The following is an 18,986-nucleotide window of genomic DNA, read 5'->3' as shown; positions in this document are numbered from 1 at the left end:
ACGGCGGCGGCCGCGAGCACGGCCGTCGTCTGCGACTTCACCCGACGAACGGAATACTCCGGACATGCCTCGACGTCGAGCCCGCCTCCTGCTGACGGCCCTCGCGGTCGCGGGACTGGCGCTCACCGCCTGCAGCAACGAGCCGCCGCCCGCCGCCGCGCCACCGAGCTCCACCCCGGCGGGAGCCGCGACCCCGACGACGGGCCTGCTCCCGCCGGGCGTGCCCACCGAGGGGACCCGCCCGGACACCAACGGGCTCCCGCTCGCCGCCGAGCCGCAGTCGGCACCGAAGCCGGCGGGCACGCCGCCGGGGCGCCAGGTCCAGGTCGGGTCCGCACCGGAGGGCGTCGTCGTCGACGCGGAGACCCGCACCGTCGCGGTGGCCAAGCGCAACCCGAACGAGCTGGTGCTGCTCGACGCCGACACCGGCGCGGTCCGCGGCCGCACGCCACTTCCCGGCTTCGTACGCCACCTCCAGCTCGCCGCGCCCGGCGGGCCGGTGCTCGTGCCCGTGGAGAGCGCGAACGCCCTGGTCCGGGTGTCCTTGCCGGGCGGGCAGGCCACGCCGCCGCTGGTCGTCGGCACCGTCCCGCACGACGCCACGCAGGCCCCCAACGGCACCGTGTTCACCGCGGACGAGCTCGGGGGCACCGTCACGGCCGTCCGGGGCGACAAGGTGGTCAAGGTCTTCACCGACGGCGTCCAGACCGCGGGCCTCGCGCCCGTCGGGAACCTCGTCGGCATGGTCGACGTCCGCAAGAACTCGCTGACCGTCTACGACGCGGCGGCGCTGCACATCATCGGCGAGGCCCCGGCGGGCGCGGGCCCGACGCACCTCACCGCCGACCGGCACGGCCGGATGATCGCCACCGACACCCGCGGCAACCAGGTGCTGGTGTTCCAGCCGAACCCGTCCGGGCCGCCGACCCAGGTCGGTGCGCTGCCCCAGCCGGGCGGGCCCTACGGCATCACCTACGACCCGGTGCGCGACCGGGTGTGGGTCGCGTCGTCGGGCACCAACCAGGTGATCGGCTACGACATGACGAACCCGCAGCCGCGCGAGGTGGCGCGGATCGCGACGGTGCAGAACCCGTACACGCTCGGCGCGGACCCGCAGACGGGGCGCCTGTTCATCGCGGGCGTCTCCGGCGGGGTCGTGCAGATCGTCGATCCGCCGCAGTAGGTGCGCTCCGCGCTCGTGAGCACTTTCCGGGGTCATAGCCCCGGAAAGTGCTCACATGGGCGGAGCCCACCTACGCGGCGGGAACGGCCTGACGGTCCTCGGCGGCGAGCTCGAGCACGATCGCGGCCACGTCGCCGTCCGGAGTGGCGGGCCAGGGCGAGAGCGGTGAGGTCCGGGCGACGCCGTCGAGCACCGCGGCCAGTCCCTCCGGGCTGGTGGGCCACGGGGCGAGCCCGGCGTCGGCGAGGACCGTCGCGTTGGCGCGGCCGTGGCCCGGGATCGGGTGGTAGGTCACGGCCGGCAGGTTCGCCACGAGCGCCTCGGTGACCGAGAGCCCGCCCGCGTTGTGCAGCAGGACGTCCGAGGCCGCCATGAGCGCCGGGACGTCGTCGCGCCAGCCCAGGGCCGTGACGCGCTCCCGGGCGTCCAGATCCTCCCGCAGGTCGGCGTTGCGGCCGCAGAGGACGAGCACGTGCGCGGTGGGGTTCGTCAGCGTGGCGTCGACGAGCGCGGGCACGTCGCCCAGCCCGAGCGAGCCCGCGCTGATGAGCACCACGGTCTCGTCGTCGCCCAGCCCGAGCGACCAGCGGGTCTCGGTGCGGTCGGCATCGGTGTGCGCGCGGGAGAAGCGCGGGTCGACGAGCGGTCCCGCCGGGCGGACGGCGACCCCGTAGTCCCGCTCGGCGGCGTCGGCGCACGCGCTGGTCACCGACAGGTGGACGTCGACGCCGGGGTGCAGCCACATCCGGTGCGGGGCCGGGTCGGTGAGGTAGCTCACGACCGGGACGGCGATCTGACCGGCGGCCCGCATCCGTCCGAGCGTCTGGCACGAGAGCGGGAAGGTGGACACGACGATGTCGGCGTCGCGGGTCCAGCGGCGCACGGTGCGCTCGGAGAGCATCAGGAACGTCAGGATGATGCCGCGGACGGCTCCCCGGTGCTCGAGCGCGTGGAAGAGCCAGTCGAAGAAGCGCGGCAGCCGGTTCACGACGACGCCGTAGCCGTCACCGATGATCACCTGGCCGAAGCGGGGCAGCGCGTCGAGGTAGTCGTGCACCTCGGCGACGGCTCCGCGGGCGCGCAGGCGGGCGGCGAGTTCGTAGGCGGCGCGGTCGTGCCCCGCCCCGACGCGGGCCGTGAGCACGACGACGCGCGGGGAACGGCCGGTCTCGGACCGGGTGGGGGTGGCCGGGGTCGGGTCGTCGGGGCGCGGACCATGACGCCTCCGGGCACGGATCGACCTCGGGACGCCGAGTGCGGTCATCGGTCGCGGAGCTCCTCTCGGGCGTGACGACGTCCGACGGGCACGGGTTGGCCCACGCCATCATTCGACGTCCGGGACCGTGACCCGCCCGTGAACCTACTGTGACGCACCACGGGCCACGACGCCGGGACACATGATCGGGGTCGCGCACGGCAGGGTGGTGAGGGGCCGGTGAACCGTCGCCGAAAGCCCCCGCGAGGGGATGAACGAGCGTCCCCCGGAGTGTGAACGGCACACCCGGACGGGTGCGGCCGAACGCGGGTCGAGACACTGAACCCCGTGACGAGGCCGCAGAACGACCGCGCGACCCGAGTGCTGATCGTCTCCGGGGAGATCGGCCAGGGCCACGAGGCCGTCGCGCGCGCCGTCCAGACGACGGTGACGCGCGACCGTCCGGACTGCGACGTCCGGGTCGCGGAGGCCTTCACCCGGATGGGCCACGGCTCGGGTCCGGTGTTCCGCTGGCTGTTCGAGTTCGCCGTGCAGTGGACGCCGATGCTGCAGGAGGCCTGGTACGCCGCGGTGACGCACTCCCGCCTGGTCCGCTGGTTCTACCGCGAGGTCATGGGCGCGTGGGTGGCTCGCGCCCTGGAGGACGACCTCGCGGGCGAGCCCACCGACGTCGTCGTGTCCACCCACCAGCTCGCAACCGCCGGGCTCGCCTGGCTGCGCCGCCGCGGCATGCTCGACGCCCGGATCGTCGCCGCCGTCTGCGACTTCGCCCCGCACGCGTACTGGACCTACTCGGGCGTGGACGAGTACCTCGTGCTCGACGACCTCGCCCGCGAGCCCACCCGGGCCATGGACCCGGGCGCCGGGGTGACCGTGCGCTCCCCGCTCGTCGGCGCCCCGTTCGGCCCAGTCGACGACGACACGGCGCGGGAGGCACGGACGGAGCTCGCCCTGCCGGAGGATGCGTTGGTGGTCGTCGTGACGGCGGGGTCGCTGGGCCTGGGCGGGGTGGCGGGCGCGGTGCGCGCCGCGCTGGCCGCACACCCGCGCTGCCACGTCGTCGCGATCTGCGGCCGCGACGAACGGGCCCGGACGCGGCTACGGGCCCTGCAGTCGCAGATGGGCGGCTCCGCAGCGGGTGACTCCGAAGCGGGCGGCTCGGAGGCGGGCGGCTCGGAGGCGGGCGCCGAGCGCCTGCACGTACCCGACTGGGTGGACGACGTCCCGACCCTGCTCGCCGCCGCCGACGTCGTGGTCAACAACTCCGGCGGCGCGACCGCCCAGGAGGCCCTCGCCTGCGGCCGCACCCTCGTGATCTACCAGCCCCTGCCCGGGCACGGACGCGACTCCGCGCGCCTGCTCAGCGCCGCAGGGCTCGCCCGGACCTGCCGCCGGCCGCGGGACCTCACCGCGCTGCTGCGTTCCTGGATCGTCGACCCCGCCGCGCTGTCCGCGGCGCACGCCCGGGCGGCGCGCTGGTCGCAGGACCACGCCCGGGTCGACCTGGCCGCCGTGCTCGGCCTGCCCGCGGCCGCGCCCGAGCCCGCCCAGCCCGCCGCGCCCACCGAGCCGAGCCGCGACGGGGACGACGAGATCCCGCCACGCCTCGTCGGGAGTCTTCGATGAGCCCCGCGATCGCGCTGATCACGGCGCTGCTCGGGGCGTGCGGGATCGCCACCGGCACGGTGCTCCAGCAGCGGGCCGGCCAGGAGATCGAGGAGCCGGACTCGACGCGGGCGCTGCTGGCCCGGGTGCTGCGACACCGGCGCTGGTGGACCGGGCAGGCGGTCATCGGGATCGGGTGGTGCTCCTACGCCTTCGCGCTCCACATCGGACCGGTGGCGCTCGTGCAGCCGGTGCTGGTGACGGGGCTGGTGTTCGGCACCGTCGCCTCCGCGCGGCTGGCCCGGCGCCGGCTGGACCGCCGCCTCCTCGTGGCCTCCGCGGTGTGCGTGCTGGGCCTCACGACCTTCCTGCTCATCGCCCGGCCGCAGGCCCCCGCCGTCCCGCCCGCGCCCGCGTTCCTCCCGCTGTTCACGGTGGCCGTGGTCGCCGGAACCATCGGAGTCCTGGGTCTGCGCGGGACGGGCTGGGGCGAGCCGGCGCGCGCCGCACTGCTGGCGCTGGCCACCGGAGGCTTCTACGGGCTGACCGCGACGCTCTTCTCCACCGCGCTCCGCGAGCCGGGGCTGGTCGCGGCCCTGACCACCTGGTACGCGGCCGGGGCCGCGATCAGCGCGGTGTGCGGCTGGGCGCTCTCGCAGCGCGCGCTGCACCTCGGGCGCCTCAACGCCCCGGTGAACGCCGTCATCGGCACCACCGATCCCGCCGTCGCGGTGCTGCTGGGGGTGCTCGTGCTCGGCGAGCACGTCGCCACCACGCCCCTCGACCTCGTGGGTGAGGTCCTCGCCGCCGCGGTCGTCATCGCCGGTACCGTGCTCATCACCCGGCACTCGGCCGCCGTGCTGCGCGACGACCGCGCCGGCGAACCGGCCCTCGCCTGGGGCTGAGAGGGGCTCGGCGTGGTACTGCTCGGCGTGGCGCTGCTCGGCGTGACAATGCTCGGCGCGATCAACGTGGACTCGGTCATCGCGGTCCTGCCGATCGTGCTCATCGTGGTCGGCTGCACCGCGCTCGCGATCCTCTTCTCGCGGGATCGCTGAGCCGGCTCACTTCCCGGGCGTCACCAGGTCCGACGGGATGTCGTCCCCCGAGCGCAACGCGTTGAACAGGCGCGGGGCGTCCTGCTGGTCCCACACCACCGCGCCGGACACCGCCGACGACGGGCTCACCGGCACCGTCGTCGTGACCCCGCCGGACCCGACGGCGTGCATCGCCCAGCCGAGGCTCGCGAGGTGCCAGACGTGGGTGGCGTCGTCGACGGTCAACGTCCCGACGGCGGAGTTCGCGAACGGGACCGTCGCGAAGGGGTTGACGAGGGTCAGCGGGCTCGACGCCTTGGCCATCAGCGCGGCGAGGAACTTGCGCTGATTCTGCACGCGCTGCAGGTCGGCGTTCGGGAACGCGCGGGAGCGGACGTAGCCCAGCGCCTTCGCGCCGTCGAGCTCCTGGCAGCCCGCGGGCAGGTCGATGCCCGCCTTCGGGTCGTCGAGGGGCGCATCGAGGCACATGTTGACGCCGCCGACGGCGTCGACCATGGACGCGAAGCCCTCGAACCCGATCTCGGCGTAGTGGTCGATCCGCAGACCGCTGGCCTGCTCGACGGTGCGGGTGAGCAGCTGTGGTCCGCCGCTGGAGTAGGCGGAGTTGAGGCGCGCGTTGGCGCCGTCGACCTTCACGATCGAGTCGCGCGGCAGGCTGACGATCGAGGTCTGCCCGCCGAGCTCGACGTGCACGAGCATCATCGTGTCGGTGCGGTTGCCGTCCGCCTCACCGGTGGAGAGCTGTTGCTCCTGATCGCTGGAGAGGCCGGCACGGCTGTCGGAGCCGACGAGCAGCCAGTTGGTGCCCGATCCGGCGGCCGGTCGGCCGCCGTACGACGACAGTGCCTGGGTGCGGGTCATCTGGGTGTCCAGGTAGATCCCGAACCCGACCAGCAGGAGGAGCAGCACCCCGACGATCGCCGCGATCCGGCGTCCCCAGCGCGGGCGCCTCCGCGGCGACTTCGGGGACCGGGACGGCGTCCGCGGTGGTGCGGCAGGCGGCGGCGGTGGCGCCGCGACCCCCGGGGGCGGCCCGACCCGCGTGCCCGGGCCCGCATCGGCTCCGGCGCCCCGGCCCGCGCCGGGTGGCGGCCCACCGGGCGGCGGACCGGCCGGGGGCGGCGGGGCGGGCGCCGGTGCTGCCGGCCGAGGCGGAGGTGCGACCGGGCGGGGTGCGGGCGGTGGCGGACCGGCGGGCGGTGGCGGACCGGGGGGCGGTCCCCCCTGCGGCGCGGGGCGCGGGGCGGGAGGCGGGCCCGGCGCGGGCGGCGGCGGTCCCGGCGCGGGCGGCGGCGGTCCCGGCGCGGGCCTGCCCTGCGGCGGTCGCGGTCCCGGAGGTCCGTTCGGGCGGGACATCGGGGCGCTCCTCGCTGCTCGGCTTCCCCCGCCGGGTTGCGAGGGGGACGCCGGGGTCGCTCGGGCTCGTGCCTCGAGGGCCGGACGCCGCGTTCGTTCCGGGAACCATAACGTTCCCGAGCAGGCGCTTTCCGGGCCCCGTACACAGGGCGGACGGCCTCCCGGACCACTTCCGGCGGGTTCGTCCGGACCGGGGACCGTGGGGGGCCGGGCGGCCCAGTCACGCTGCGCGGGTGCCGCCGTTCCGCCGCCGGTTCCTGGTGCGCGTGCCGCGGAGACGACCGCGACGGGTCAGTCGAGGCGGCCGAGGACCGCGACGGCGAGGTCGGTCACGGTGTCCCGCAGCGCGAGGATCTCCTCGGCGATGTCAGCGGGTGCGACCTCCTCACGGTCGGCGGACTCCACCGCGGCGAGCACCAGCTCGTTGATCCCGCCGACGAGGGCCTGGGCCAGGGCGGGGGACAGCGCACCCGCCCCGGAGCGGGCGCCCACCCCCGCGGCGAGGGCCACGAGCCGGTCGGCGAAGCGGCGCATGACCTCGCGCCGCGCGCGCCGCCCGGCGGGTCCCGTCGAGCCCGGTTCGGTGAGCATGGCCCGCGTGAGCAGGGGATGCTCGGCCATCGCGGCGAGGTAGGCGCCGGTCACGCTCGCGATCTCCTCCCGCAGCGACAGTCCGCTCCCGGCCGCCGCCTCCGCGGCCTGGGCGATCATGTGCAGCGGCCCCTCGGCGACCACGCGGTACGTCGCGAGCAGGCACTCCTCGCGGTCGGAGAAGTGCTGGTAGAAGGTCCGCTTCGAGACCCGCGCCCGGGCGACGACGTCGGTGACGGTCACGCTCGCGTAGCCCTGCGCGGCCAGCAGCTCGGCCATGGCGACCACGAGCCGGTCTCGATGGTCCGTCGGGGACGCGGCGCCCGTCCGGACGGCCGCCACGACCGGGACCTCGTCGCCGGATGCCGTGTGAGCGCTCACAGTCACTGGCTTATGGTACCACCTCGTACCATGCTCTCCGGCAGTCGGTACGTCGCCGTACCACGTCGGGAGGGACCCTGAGCATGTCCACGGAGACCGCACGCCCCGCCCCCACCGCAGGCCGCGGCGGGGACGTCCCGCACCTGTCCGTCGCCATCGTCGGCAACGGCTTCTCGGGCCTCGGCACCGCGATCCGCCTGCGCCGGGCCGGCGTCGAGGACTTCCTGGTCTTCGAGCGGCACGCCGACGTGGGCGGCACCTGGCGCGACAACTCCTACCCGGGCTGCGCCTGCGACGTGCCCAGCCACCTCTACTCGTTCTCCTTCGCGCCGAACCCGGACTGGAGCCGGTCCTTCTCGGCGCAGCCGGAGATCCACGCCTACCTGCAGCGGGTGTCCGCCGACTACGGGATCGACCGGTTCACGCGCAACGGCCACGAGGTCACCGAGGCCCGCTGGTCCGACGACACCCAGCGCTGGACGGTCACGACCACCGGGGGCACGTGGACCGCCGACGCGGTCGTCCTCGGCTCGGGCGCGCTGTCCGACCCCTCGTTCCCCGACGTCCCCGGTCTCGAGGACTTCGGCGGCGAGGTCTTCCACTCGGCGACCTGGCGCCACGACCTCGACCTGAGCGGGCGGAAGGTCGCCGTCATCGGCACCGGCGCCTCCGCGATCCAGTTCGTGCCCGAGATCGCCCCCGAGGTCGGGCACATGACCGTCTTCCAGCGCACGCCCCCGTGGATCATGCCGCGTCGCGACCGCGCGATCACCGGGATCGAGAAGTGGGCGTTCCGCCGCTTCCCGGCCCTGCAGCGGCTGGTCCGCGAGTCGATCTACTGGGCCCGCGAGAGCTTCGTGCTCGGGTTCAAGGACCCGTCGCGGATGGCGAAGGCCGCGAAGCTCGCCGAGCGCCACATGCGCACCCAGGTCACCGACCCGGAGCTGCGGGAGAAGATCACGCCCGACTACTCGATGGGCTGCAAGCGGATCCTGCTCTCGAACACCTACCTGCCCGCCCTCGACCGACCGAACGTCGACGTGATCACCGAGCGGGTCACCGAGGTGCGGCCGCACGCCGTGGTCACCGCGGACGGGGTCGAGCACGAGGTCGACACGATCATCGCGGGGACCGGCTTCGCGATCAGCGACCTGCCGATCAGCCACCGGGTGATCGGGCGCGACGGTCGCAGCCTCGCGGAGCACTGGGGCGACACGATGTTCGCCCACAACGGCACGATGATCGCCGGCTTCCCGAACCTGTTCACGCTGCTCGGCCCGAACACCGGACTCGGCCACAACTCGGTCGTGTTCATGATCGAGTCGCAGATCAACCTGGTCATGGACGTGCTGCGGCGCCTGCGCACGTCCGCGGTCGGCGCCGTCGAGCCCCGCCAGGACGTCCAGGACCGCTTCGTCGCCGAGATGCAGCGCCTCACCGAGGGCACGGTGTGGGTCGACGGCGGCTGCTCGAGCTGGTACCTCGACGGACACGGGAACAACTCCGCGCTCTGGCCGACGTTCACGATGCCGTTCCACCGGCGCCTCAAGCACATGAAGACCGACGAGTACGTCCTGTCCCCCGCGCGAGCCCTGGAGCAGTCATGACCTACGACATCACCGGCAAGGTCGTCCTCATCACCGGCGCCGCCCGCGGCATCGGCGAGGAGACCGCCCGCCAGGCCGCCGCGAAGGGCGCCCGGGTCGCCCTGCTCGGCCTCGAGCCCGACCGCCTGGAGCGGATCGCGGGTGAGCTGGGTGACCGGCACACCTGGGCGACCTGCGACGTCACCGACCAGGCCTCGCTCGACGCCGCCGTGAAGCACACCGTCGGCGAGCTCGGCGGCATCGACGTCGTCATCGCGAACGCCGGCATCGCCAACCAGGGCACCGTCGCCGAGAGCCCGGCCGACGTCATCGCGCGGGTGATGGAGGTCAACCTCATCGGTGTGGCCCGCACGGTGTCGGCGACGGTCGCCGAGGTCGAGAAGCGGCGCGGTTACTACCTGCTGGTCTCCTCGCTGGCCGCCTTCACCGCGCTGCCCGGGATGGCGGCCTACTGCGGCTCGAAGGCCGGCGTCGAGAACTACGGCAACGCGCTGCGCTTCGAGCTCGCCCACCGGGGCATCGGCGTCGGCACCGCGCACATGGGGTGGATCGACACCGACCTGGTCCGCGACGTGAAGGCCGACTCGGCGACGTTCGAGGACACCCTCAAGAAGCTCCCCCCGCCGCTCGGGTCGATCGCGACCGTCGAGGAGTGCGGGGCGGGCTTCCTCGAGGGCATCGCGAAGCGCAAGCGCCGGGTGTTCGTGCCGAAGTCGGTCGGTCTGCTCGCGGCACTGCGCCCGATCACGTTCTCCTGGCTCGGTGACCTGCCGATCCTCGCCCAGGCGAAGACGATGGTGCCGAGGCTCGAGGAGCAGTTCCGCAACTCCGGACGGCAGTTCGGGCGCACCTCGGTCGGGATGGGCGAGCCGAAGCCCTGAGGCGGGTCGCTCCGGCCTGCCCAGCCGCCGGCCCCGCCTGCCCACCCGCCGGAACGCCTGCCCACCCGCCGGAACGAACGACTCGTTCGTGGCTTCTAGGTGCACGAACGAGTCGTTCGTTCCGGCGTGGGCGCTGATTCAGTGAGCGAACCCTCAACGAAATCACCCGGAGCGCACGCCCCCGCTGGCACACTCGCCGTCGTGGCGAGCGACCTGGCGACCGGAGAAGTCTTCACCGACGACTACTGGATCGACCCGTACGCCACGCTGTCGCGCCTGCGCGAGATCGCCCCGGTCCGCGAGGTCGACCTGCCCGACGGCGGCTCGACGTGGCTGGTCACGCGCTACGCCGACGTGCGGGCCGCGTTCACCGACCCCCGGCTGGCCAAGGACCCCCGGGCGCTGCTGCCGGAGGCCGAGCGGCCCGCCGAACCGCTGATCCCGGGCCCGACCGGGCACATGCTGCTGCTCAACGACCCCCCGGTGCACACCCGGCTGCGCAAGCTCGTGGTGCAGGCGTTCACGGTGCGGCGGGTCGCGGCGATGCGCCCGCGGATCTCCCAGATCGCCACGGCGCTGCTCGACGCGCTGCCGCCGGACGAGCCGGTCGATCTGGTCGCCACCTACGCCGTCCCGCTGCCGATGGCGGTGATCTGCGAACTGCTGGGTGTCCCTCCGGTCGACCGCGATGCGTTCGCGGCGTGGTCGAACACGATGATCGACTCCTCACCGCAGGAGGCCAAGCAGCAGGCCTCCGCGAGCCTGGCCGCCTACCTGGCCGAGCTCGTGGAGGCCAAGCGGGCCGACCCGGACGACGCCCTGCTCTCCGGGCTCGTCGCCGCCTCCGAGGACGGCGACCGCCTCACCGACGACGAGATCGTCGGGATGGGCATGATCCTGCTCATCGCCGGCCACGAGACCACGGCGAACCTCGTCACCAACAGCGTGTTCGCGCTGCTGCGCGACGAGGACCTGCGCGCCCGGGTGGTCGCCACCCGCGCCGCGGGCGAGCCGCTCGGGCCGCTGGTCGAGGAGTTCCTCCGGTGGGGCTCGCCGGTCGCGAACACCCCGGCCCGTTTCGCCGCCGACGACATCGACCTCGGCGGGGTGACGATCCCCGCAGGCGCGACCGTGACGCTCTCGCTCGCCGCCGCCAACCGCGACCCGGCACGCTTCGACGCCCCGGAGCGCCACGACGCCGACCGCGACCTCTCGGGCCACCTCGCCTTCGGCCATGGCATCCACTTCTGCCTGGGTGCCTCGCTGGCCCGGCTGGAGGGTGAGGTGGCGCTCGAGGCGCTCCTCGACCGGTATCCCGACCTCGAGCCCGCGGTGCCCCTCGACGAGATCGTCTACCGGCACAGCGTGCTCATCCACGCCCTCGCGGGGCTGCCGGTGCGCCTGCGGCCCGCCTGAGCACGAGGCGCGCGGGGCGCCCTTAGGGTGTGCGCATGGGAGACCCGCGGTGGGTACTGGCCGTGGACCACGGCACGTCGACGACGACGGGCGCGACGGCCGACGTCGACCCCGCCGACGGATGGACCCGGGTCGCCACGGTGCGGGTGGACGGTGAGGCCGCGCTGCCCTCGATCGTGCTCTCCCGCACCGACGGGACCGTCCTCGCCGGCCGTCCTGCCCTCGACGCCGCGCACGCCGAGCCGCAGGCCGCGGTGCTGCGCGGCCGCTCCTACCTCGCCGCGGCCACCGGGGGCTCCGACGACCCCCTGCTCGCGACGTGGCCGCGCCCGACGACCGCGGTGAACGTCGCCACCGCTCTCGTCGCCCGCGTCCTGCAGGCCGAGACCGGGCGTCGCGGCACCGCGCCCGCCGCCCTCGCCCTGCTCCACCCGGCGTCGTGGACCGACCCGGACACCGGTCCCGCCGCCCTGTGCGCGGCCGGGCGTTCGGCGCTCGGGGCGGTCGCGGAGGGCGACGACGTCGAGGTGGCGCTGCTCGCCGCGCCCGAGGCCGCGGCGATCCGGCTCGGCGGCTCCGGCCCCGTCGTCGTCGCCGACCTCGGCGGGGGCGGCACGGAGGTCGCGCTCGTCGACCGCGAGGCGCCCGATCCCGCCACGACGACGGCGACGCTGCGCGAGGGCGTGCCCGCCCGGACCGTCGAGGGTGGCGCCGAGTCCCTCGACGACGCCCTCACCCAGCTGGTGCTCGACCGCGCTCCCGCCGCGCTGGCCGAGCGCATCCGCTTCTCCAGTGACGTCGAGGCCCACCGCGCCTGGTTCTGGCTGCGGCGCGGGGTGCACGACGCCAAGTTGCGGCTGGGCACCGAGGGGTTCGTCGACGTCGGGGTGCCGGTGCTGCCGCCCGAGCACCCGGCGCCGGGCGTCGTGCGGCTCACCCACGCCGACCTCGGCCCCCTGTTCGCGCCGGCGCTGGAGCAGGTGGGCGCGGCCGTCGTCGGGCTGCTCGACGACGCGGACGCGGGCCGGCCCCCGCTGCTGGTGCGCGGGGGTGTGGCGGAGCTGCCGGGGGTCCGCGACTGGCTGGTCGCGCGCACCGGATGCGTGCTCGCCGCCGCGGACGACCCGGGTGCGTCGGCCCCCAGCGGGCAGGTGTGCGGTGCGGCGGCGTGGGCGGCGGCGCGGGCGGGTCTCGGCCGCTGACGTCCTCAGGCCCCGGGCGACGTCAGGAACGACCCTTTCCTGACGCTGAACGTCCGCAGATCGACTTTCACGAGGACCGCGAGGGCGGGTAGCCCACCCCCGTGGAGGGCGACGCCGTGCATCGGACCGCGGCGCGCCTGGACACCCTCGCCGGGACCACGGTCGTGCGCGCCGACCTGCGCCACCCAGCGGTCGCAGGCACCGACCTGCGTGGCGCGCGCATCGTCGGGACCCGGGCGCACGGCAAGCACCTGCTCACCCGCCTCGACCTCGACGGCCGGCGGCTCACCCTCCACAGCCACCTGCCAATGGACGGCGCGTGGACCCTCATGCGCAAGCACCGCGACGACGGCCGCCCCGCCCTGCCCCGCCACCTGCTGCCGAAGCTGCGGGCCGCGGTCACGCTCGACTCCGGGGTCTCCCTCGTCGGGCTCGGGATCCCGGTGCTGGGTCTGCTCGAGACGCGCGACGAGCACCGCGTCGTCGGCCACCTCGGTCCCGACGTGCTGGCCGGGCAGCCGACCGCCACCCAGGAGGAGTTCGACACCGGCGAGGCGGTCCGGCGGTTGCGCCGCGATCCGTCCCGCCCGCTCGTGGAGGCGCTGCTCGACCAGCGTGGCGTCGCGGGCTTCGGGAACCTCTGGGCCGTCGAGCTGTGCTTCCTGCGGGGACGCTGGCCGTGGACGCCGGTCGGGGACGTCGAGCTCGAGCCGCTCCTGGCCCTCGGCCGGCGGATGATCACCCACAGTCTGGAGCACGGCACCGGGATGACGACCACCGGGAACCGGCGCCGCGGGGAGAACCACTGGGTCACGGGCCGCTCGAACCGGCCGTGCCGCCGCTGCGGGACGCTCGTGCGCTTCCGCCCGGCCGGCACCTCTCCCGGCGCTCCGCTCGCCCGCCCGGCGGCGATCCATGCCCGCGAGGTGTGGTGGTGTCCGTCGTGCCAGCCGGAGCCCTGAGACTCGCCTCCGACGGGGCCGCGGGCCAGGATGGTCACCGTGGGGGCGGAGAGCGGAGAACTGCGCATCGGCGACCGGGAACGGCGTCAGATCGACGACCGGCTCCGGGCCGCCCAGGAGGACGGGATGCTCACCCTCGTCGAGTACGACGAGCGGGTGAAGGCCGCCTACGCGGCCCGGTTCCGCAGCGAACTGGAGCCGCTGGTCGCCGACCTCCCGGACACGGCCCCCGACCCGGCGCCGGACGAGACGCCGACGACGACCGCCGAACCGGCCTGGCACGAGGACGCCCGGGCCCCGGAACGCGCGCGCGACGAGCGCCACGGCCACCGGCGGGGCCTGCGGGGCCTCGTCGGCGTCGTCGTGGTCGCCGTCGTCGCGATCGTGGCGCCCGGGGTCGTCTCGGCCGACCAGGGCGCGGCGGTGTTCGGCAGCCGCACCGTGCAGGTCGCGCCCGGGGAGTCGACGGTGGCTGTGGGCGTGCTGTTCGGGTCGACGAAGGTCGTGGTGCCGGACGGCACCCAGGTGACCACGACCGGCACGACGATCTTCGGCAGCACGAAGTGCGTGACGGCGTGCGCGCCCGAGCATCCCGGTGCCCCCCAGGTCCAGGTCTCCGGGCGCGGCGCCTTCGGCAGCATCCAGGTGCTCACCGCGACCGAGGCGGCCCGGGACCAGTCGAAGGACCGGGACGACGACTAGCCGGAGGCGTCGAGGTCGACGACCGGCCCGATGACGATCACGGCGGGCGGGCGCACCCCCGCGGCGGCGACCGCCCCGGGCAGCTTGGCCAGCGGCGCCCGGGTCGACTTCTCTCCGGGCAGCCCGCCCTCCTGGACCGCGATCGCGGGCGTCTCCGGGTCCCGGCCGCCCGCGACGAGCGCCTCGGTGATCAGGCCGATGTTCTCGACCGCCATGAGCAGCACGATCGTGCCGGTCAGCCGGCCGAGCGCGGCCCAGTCGACGAGCGACTCCGCGTGCCCGGGCGGCAGGTGGCCCGACACCACGACGAACTCGTGGGTGACTCCGCGGTGGGTCACCGGGACCCCGGCGAACGCGGGGACCGAGATCGCGCTGGTCACGCCGGGGATGACGTCGACCGTGATCCCGGCCGCCGCGCACGCCTGGATCTCCTCGTAGCCGCGGCCGAAGACGAACGGGTCGCCGCCCTTGAGCCGCACCACACGGTTGCCGGCCTTGGCCTCGTCGACCAGCACCGCGTTGATCGTGTCCTGGCTCATGTACCGCCCGCGGGGCAGCTTCGAGGCATCGATGACGGTGACGTCGGGCGGCAGTTCGTCGAGCAGCGGCTGCGGGGCGAGCCGGTCGGTGACGACGACGTCGGCCTGCGCGAGGGCCTGGCGTCCCTTCACCGTGATCAGACCCGGGTCGCCGGGGCCGCCGCCGACGAGGGTGACGCCGGGGTTCACCGCGCGGTGGCGCCGGTCGGCGAGGGTGCCGCTGCGCAGGGCGTCGACGACGCCGTCGCGCACCCCGCTCGCGCGGCGCGGGTCGCCCCCGCCGAGGACGGCCACCGTGACGTCGTCGTACCGCCCGACGGCGGGCGTCACCGCGGTCCCCTCCTCGGCGGCGTCGGCGCGCACGCAGAAGACCCGGCGGGTCTCGGCGGCCGCGGCGACGGCGGCGTTGACCTCCGGCGAGTCCGTGGCCGCGACGCAGTACCAGGCGTCGTCCAGGTCGCCTGCCGCGTACTCCCGGGCCTCCCAGGTGATCTCCCGCGAGTCGGCGAGCGCCTCGAGGGCGGTGGTGAGGGCGGGGCTGACGACGACGACGCGGGCGCCGACCTCGAGCAGGCCGGCCACGCGGCGCTGGGCCACCGAACCGCCACCGGCGACGACGACGCGGCGACCGGTGAGGTCGAGGCCGACGGGATAGAGCGTGCTCGCCGTGCTCACGATGGGTCCGTTCCTCCGGTCATTGGGCTCAGACGGCTCCGCTGTTCTTGCTCGCGACCCCGGCCGCGTCGAAGGTCGCCACCTCGGTGAGCGCCCGTGCAGCGGCGGCGACCAACGGAGCCGCCAGCAGCGCTCCGGTCCCTTCGCCGACCCGCAGCCCGAGATCGAGCAACGGCTCGAGCCCCAGGTGGGTCAGCGCCAGGGTATGGGCAGGCTCCACGGAACGGTGCCCCGCGAGCCAGGCGTGTGACGCACTCGGGGCGAGCGCCGCGGCGACGAGGGCAGCGGCGCCCGCGACCACGCCGTCGACGACGACCGGCGTGCGCAGGGCGGCACCGCCCAGGAGCAGTCCGGCGAGGCCGGCGACCTCCAGCCCGCCGACGGCCGCGAGGGCGCCGAGCGGGTCCGCCTCGGCCGGGCGAGGGGAGGATTCGGCCGCTCTACCGGCGCGAGGGCTCCCCTCGTGCGGGGTGGGGGCGCCGGGGGCGAGCAGGCCGTGGAGCGCGAGCGCCTCGCGGACCACTGCCGTCTTCCGCTCGAGCGTCGCGTCGTCCACGCCGGTCCCGCGCCCGGTGACCACCTCGGGCGCCGCCCCGGTGAACGCCGCCACGAGGGCGGCCGACGCCGTGGTGTTCGCGATCCCCATGTCGCCGGTGACGAGCAGCCGGTTGCCCGCCGCCACGAGGTCCCGCGCCACCTCGACGCCCGCCACGAGCGCGGCGCGCGCCTCCTCGCGGCTCATCGCCGGGCCCGCCGTCATGTCCGCCGTACCGGGCCGGACCTTGCGCGGAAGCAGCCCGGGCGCCTCGTCGATCCTCGCGGCCACCCCGACGTCGACGACGACGACCTCGGCCCCCACCTGGTGGGCGAAGGCGTTCACCGCGGCCCCGCCGGCGAGGAAGTTGGCGACCATCTGGTGGGTCACCTCCTGCGGCCACGGCGTCACGCCGCGCGCGTGCACCCCGTGGTCACCGGCGAACACCGCGACGACGGCGGGCTCGGGGACCGGCGGCGGGCAGTCGCCGGCGAGCCCGGACAGGCGCACCCCCACCTCGGCCATCTGCCCCAGCGCACCCGGCGGCACCGTCATGCGGGTGAGCCGCTCGCGCGCGGCGGCCTCCCCGGCGGCGACGTCGAGGGACGCGCAGGCCTCGACCGCCGCGTCGAGGGCGTCGGCGCCGTCGTGGTTGCCCCAGGTGTCCTCGTGCACGGCCCACTCCAGCGGTCGGCGCCGGGCCCAGCCGGCGGATTCGAGCTCGGGGGCGTCGGCGAACTCCGACACGTGCCCGAGACAGAGGTACGCCACGATCTCGAGGTGCTGGGGCAGCCCGACGCGCTCGCCGAGCAGCGCCGCCAGCTCCCGCTCGCGGAAGAAGCTCACCCACCCGACGCCGAGGCCCTCGGCCCGCGCGGCGAGCCACAGGTTCTGCACCGCTCCGGCGACGGAGTGCGCCGCCATCCGCGGCTGGGTGGCCCGGCCGAGCACGTGGCGGCCGCCGCGCGTGGGGTCACAGGTCACGACGACGCCGAGCGGCGCCTCCCGGATGGCCTCGACCTTGAGCCCGGCGAACGCCCGCGCCCGGGCCGCGGGCAGCGAGGCCGCGAAGGCGTCGCGCTGGGCGGCGGCCAACGACGCCAGCTCGGCCCGCAGGCCGGGGTCGCGCAGCAGGAGGAAGTCCCAGGGCTGGGAGAAGCCGACGCTCGGGGCGGTATGCGCGGCGGCCAGCACCCGGCGCAGCGCCGCGGCGTCGACGGGCGCGTCGGTGAACCCGGTCCGGACGTCGCGGCGGGCCGCGAGGACGCGCTGCAGGGCCTCGGCGTCGCCCGGCTGGAGGGCGCTCACAGGACGCCCGCCAGGGCCTCGACGAACCGGTCGCTGGTCGTCCGGTCCCGGACGGCGACGCGGACGTGCTCGCCGTCGAGTCCCGGGAAGGTGTCACCGCGGCGCACCGCCCAGCCGCGCTCGCGCAACCGGCCCCGGACGTCGTCGCGCCCGGGGGTGCGCAGCAGCAGGAAGCTCGCGGCCGGCTCCCCGCGCACCTCGACCCCGGGCACCCGGCCGAGCGCGGCGAGCAGGTGCGCCCGGTCGCCCGCGAGTGACCGGGCCGCCTCGTCCGCCTCGGCCCGGGCAGCGGCCGTCGTGCACGCCGACAGCGCGACGAGCGCGGGGGTGGACACCGACCACGGCGGGGCCGCGGCGGCGAGCCGGTCCACGAGGTCCGGTTCCGCGAGGACGTAGCCCACCCGTAGTCCGGCGAGGCCCCAGGTCTTGGTCAGGCTGCGCAGGACGACGAGTCCGGGCAGGTCGGTCCGCGCGGCCAGCGACTCCGGTTCGCCGGGCACCGTGTCGGCGAAGGCCTCGTCGACGACGAGAACCCGACCCGGCCGAGCGAGCGCCGCGAGGACGCCTGCCGGGTGCAGCACCGAGGTCGGGTTGGTGGGGTTCCCGACGACGACGAGGTCGGCGTCGTCGGGCACGCGCGCCGGGTCGAGGGTGAGCGCGCCGTCGAGCAGCACCCGCTCGACCGGGTGCCCGGCGGCGCGCAGGGCGGCCTCGGGCTCGGTGAACTGCGGGTGCACGACGACCGCGCGCCGGGGCCGCAGGGCCCGCGCGAGCAGCACGAACGCCTCCGCGACCCCCGCGACCGGCCACACCGACGCGGGCGTGCGGCCGTGGGCGAGGGCCGCGGCGGCGCGGGCGGCGGTCGCGTCCGGGTAGGCCGCGAGCCGGCCCAGCGCGTCGGTGAGGCGCGCGGCGAGCCAGGCGGGCGGGGTGCCGGCGCGGACGTTCACGGCCAGGTCGACCAGACCCGGGCCGACCTCGGCGTCGCCGTGATGGCCGAGGTCGACGTCGGCGACCGGGCCGGTCACGGGGACCGACGTCACCGCACCTCCCGCGCCCGGCCGTCGGGGCGGGCGGCGGCGCGCAGGAGCAGCGCCTCCGCCGCGGGCACCGACGCGGCCAGGACGGAGGTCACCGCGCGCGGCGCGGCCCCCGGGTCCCAGTCCTCGGCGTCCATGCGCTCACACAGCTCGTGGGCCAGCGAGTCCACCCGGGCGGCCACGTCGGCGCGTGACCGGACGGGACCCGCGCCCAGGTGCTCCAGCGGCAGGGGGTCCTCGGCGATCCAGGCGGCCGCGAGCGCGGTGCGCAGCTCACCGAGCAGATGGTCCCGGGCGTCGGGGCGGGGGCAGCCGGTCCGGCGGCGCAGGGCGCGCAGGCCGGGGGTCCGACCGGGACCGGCTCCGCGGCGTGCCGGGTCGGGTCCGGGCTCGGAGCCGGATGGGGACACGTGCGTCATCGCTGGCCTTCCTCGGGTTCCTCGCCCGATCGGCCACTGTCCCGGGACGGGACGGCGGCAGGTGGCACCTCGCGACGGCTGGAGTTTCCTGGCTTCCGGATCGCTGCTCGCCCCGGCCTTCCCGCCGGTCTCCCGGCCGTGGCCATGCGTGGGGTCCGCTCCCCGGTGACAGTGGCGGGACCGCGCCGGAATCGCACCGGCTTCCTCCCCGTCCGTCGAGGAGAGAGGTCACCACACGGCGCGTGGTCGGGTCAACGTCGCGCAGGCCACGACGGGGGCGAGCGGAGCGACGGGGGATGACGCCGGGGGC

General features: G+C 75.6%; 17 protein-coding genes and 1 riboswitch. Of the genes, 10 read left to right on the top strand and 7 right to left on the bottom strand.

Annotation, left to right across the window (positions count from 1 at the left end; all coding sequences use genetic code 11):
- Nucleotides 1-64 precede the first annotated feature (64 nt).
- On the top strand, nt 65-1,183 hold the full coding sequence (locus tag VGI02_RS12105) for an NHL repeat-containing protein (RefSeq protein ID WP_331627616.1): 1,119 nt from the start codon (nt 65-67) through the stop codon (nt 1,181-1,183).
- Nucleotides 1,184-1,253: 70 nt separating this feature from the next.
- On the opposite strand, the gene VGI02_RS12100 is transcribed toward VGI02_RS12105, so the two are convergent.
- Nucleotides 1,254-2,447: an MGDG synthase family glycosyltransferase gene (locus VGI02_RS12100; protein ID WP_331627615.1), complete on the bottom strand. Its 1,194-nt coding sequence runs from the start codon at nt 2,445-2,447 to the stop codon at nt 1,254-1,256.
- Nucleotides 2,448-2,726: 279 nt separating this feature from the next.
- Between VGI02_RS12100 and VGI02_RS12095 the strand changes: the two genes are divergently transcribed.
- From VGI02_RS12095 to VGI02_RS12085, 3 genes are read left to right on the top strand one after another with little or no spacing between them, the layout of a single operon-like run.
- Nucleotides 2,727-4,025 (top strand): MGDG synthase family glycosyltransferase, encoded by a 1,299-nt coding sequence (locus VGI02_RS12095; RefSeq protein ID WP_331627614.1) that lies wholly within the window; start codon nt 2,727-2,729, stop codon nt 4,023-4,025.
- Entirely contained in the window at nt 4,022-4,909 is an 888-nt protein-coding gene (locus VGI02_RS12090; protein WP_331627613.1) for a DMT family transporter, read from the top strand. Before VGI02_RS12095 ends, VGI02_RS12090 begins: the two co-directional genes overlap by 4 nt.
- Before the next feature lie 12 nt (nt 4,910-4,921).
- Entirely contained in the window at nt 4,922-5,062 is a 141-nt protein-coding gene (locus VGI02_RS12085; protein WP_331627612.1) for a hypothetical protein, read from the top strand.
- A 6-nt stretch (nt 5,063-5,068) separates the two neighbouring features.
- On the opposite strand, the gene VGI02_RS12080 is transcribed toward VGI02_RS12085, so the two are convergent.
- Both VGI02_RS12080 and VGI02_RS12075 read right to left on the bottom strand, forming a co-directional pair.
- Nucleotides 5,069-5,971 (bottom strand): LCP family protein, encoded by a 903-nt coding sequence (locus VGI02_RS12080; RefSeq protein ID WP_331627611.1) that lies wholly within the window; start codon nt 5,969-5,971, stop codon nt 5,069-5,071.
- 738 nt (nt 5,972-6,709) lie between these two features.
- Complete coding sequence (locus tag VGI02_RS12075) at nt 6,710-7,396, bottom strand: TetR/AcrR family transcriptional regulator (RefSeq protein WP_331627610.1); 687 nt, start codon at nt 7,394-7,396, stop codon at nt 6,710-6,712.
- A 77-nt stretch (nt 7,397-7,473) separates the two neighbouring features.
- Between VGI02_RS12075 and VGI02_RS12070 the strand changes: the two genes are divergently transcribed.
- From VGI02_RS12070 to VGI02_RS12045, 6 genes are all read left to right on the top strand, one after another.
- The gene (locus tag VGI02_RS12070; RefSeq protein WP_331627609.1) at nt 7,474-8,997 is read left to right on the top strand and encodes a flavin-containing monooxygenase; all 1,524 of its coding nucleotides are present in this window, start codon (nt 7,474-7,476) and stop codon (nt 8,995-8,997) included.
- Nucleotides 8,994-9,878 carry an SDR family oxidoreductase gene (locus VGI02_RS12065; protein ID WP_331627608.1) on the top strand — a complete coding sequence of 295 codons (885 nt, stop codon included), beginning with the start codon at nt 8,994-8,996 and terminating at the stop codon, nt 9,876-9,878. The genes VGI02_RS12070 and VGI02_RS12065 overlap by 4 nt, the downstream gene beginning before the upstream one ends.
- A 201-nt stretch (nt 9,879-10,079) precedes the next feature.
- Nucleotides 10,080-11,294, top strand: coding sequence for a cytochrome P450 family protein (locus VGI02_RS12060; RefSeq protein WP_331627607.1), 1,215 nt, complete (start codon nt 10,080-10,082; stop codon nt 11,292-11,294).
- Nucleotides 11,295-11,329: 35 nt separating this feature from the next.
- Nucleotides 11,330-12,496, top strand: a complete 1,167-nt coding sequence (locus VGI02_RS12055) for a hypothetical protein (protein ID WP_331627605.1) — start codon at nt 11,330-11,332, stop codon at nt 12,494-12,496.
- A 101-nt stretch (nt 12,497-12,597) separates the two neighbouring features.
- Nucleotides 12,598-13,458, top strand: a complete 861-nt coding sequence (locus VGI02_RS12050; protein WP_331627604.1) for a DNA-formamidopyrimidine glycosylase family protein — start codon at nt 12,598-12,600, stop codon at nt 13,456-13,458.
- A gap of 39 nt (nt 13,459-13,497) precedes the next feature.
- A complete protein-coding gene (locus tag VGI02_RS12045; protein ID WP_331627603.1) occupies nt 13,498-14,160 on the top strand; it encodes a DUF1707 SHOCT-like domain-containing protein in 663 nt (220 codons plus the stop codon).
- Here the strand turns inward: VGI02_RS12045 and cobA are convergent.
- The 4 genes from cobA to VGI02_RS12025 are packed head-to-tail and all read right to left on the bottom strand — an operon-like array spanning nt 14,157 to nt 18,676.
- Nucleotides 14,157-15,374: a uroporphyrinogen-III C-methyltransferase gene (gene cobA, locus VGI02_RS12040; protein ID WP_331627602.1), complete on the bottom strand. Its 1,218-nt coding sequence runs from the start codon at nt 15,372-15,374 to the stop codon at nt 14,157-14,159. The two genes, VGI02_RS12045 and cobA, sit on opposite strands and share 4 nt — an antisense overlap.
- 28 nt (nt 15,375-15,402) lie before the next feature.
- The gene (gene bluB, locus VGI02_RS12035) at nt 15,403-17,217 is read right to left on the bottom strand and encodes a 5,6-dimethylbenzimidazole synthase (protein WP_331627601.1); all 1,815 of its coding nucleotides are present in this window, start codon (nt 17,215-17,217) and stop codon (nt 15,403-15,405) included.
- Nucleotides 17,214-18,260: an Rv2231c family histidinol phosphate aminotransferase CobC gene (gene cobC / locus VGI02_RS12030; protein ID WP_331627600.1), complete on the bottom strand. Its 1,047-nt coding sequence runs from the start codon at nt 18,258-18,260 to the stop codon at nt 17,214-17,216. The genes bluB and cobC overlap by 4 nt, the downstream gene beginning before the upstream one ends.
- Nucleotides 18,257-18,676, bottom strand: coding sequence for a hypothetical protein (locus tag VGI02_RS12025; RefSeq protein ID WP_331627599.1), 420 nt, complete (start codon nt 18,674-18,676; stop codon nt 18,257-18,259). Before VGI02_RS12025 ends, cobC begins: the two co-directional genes overlap by 4 nt.
- Nucleotides 18,677-18,758: 82 nt before the next feature.
- A riboswitch (cobalamin riboswitch) is annotated at nt 18,759-18,882 on the bottom strand.
- Nucleotides 18,883-18,986: the final 104 nt, after the last annotated feature.

This window comes from Actinomycetospora sp. (assembly GCF_036497245.1).
Classification (GTDB): domain Bacteria; phylum Actinomycetota; class Actinomycetes; order Mycobacteriales; family Pseudonocardiaceae; genus Actinomycetospora.
The sequence above is the reverse complement of the archived record's forward strand: the minus strand, read 5'-3'. Positions and strand labels throughout refer to the sequence as shown.

Coding starts and splice junctions, on each gene's coding strand:
- VGI02_RS12105 (WP_331627616.1), top strand. CDS start 65: ATGCCTCGACGTCGAGCCCGCCTCCTGCTGACGGCCCTCGCGGTCGCG.
- VGI02_RS12100 (WP_331627615.1), bottom strand. CDS start 2,447: ATGACCGCACTCGGCGTCCCGAGGTCGATCCGTGCCCGGAGGCGTCAT.
- VGI02_RS12090 (WP_331627613.1), top strand. CDS start 4,022: ATGAGCCCCGCGATCGCGCTGATCACGGCGCTGCTCGGGGCGTGCGGG.
- VGI02_RS12070 (WP_331627609.1), top strand. CDS start 7,474: ATGTCCACGGAGACCGCACGCCCCGCCCCCACCGCAGGCCGCGGCGGG.
- VGI02_RS12065 (WP_331627608.1), top strand. CDS start 8,994: ATGACCTACGACATCACCGGCAAGGTCGTCCTCATCACCGGCGCCGCC.
- VGI02_RS12055 (WP_331627605.1), top strand. CDS start 11,330: ATGGGAGACCCGCGGTGGGTACTGGCCGTGGACCACGGCACGTCGACG.
- VGI02_RS12025 (WP_331627599.1), bottom strand. CDS start 18,676: ATGACGCACGTGTCCCCATCCGGCTCCGAGCCCGGACCCGACCCGGCA.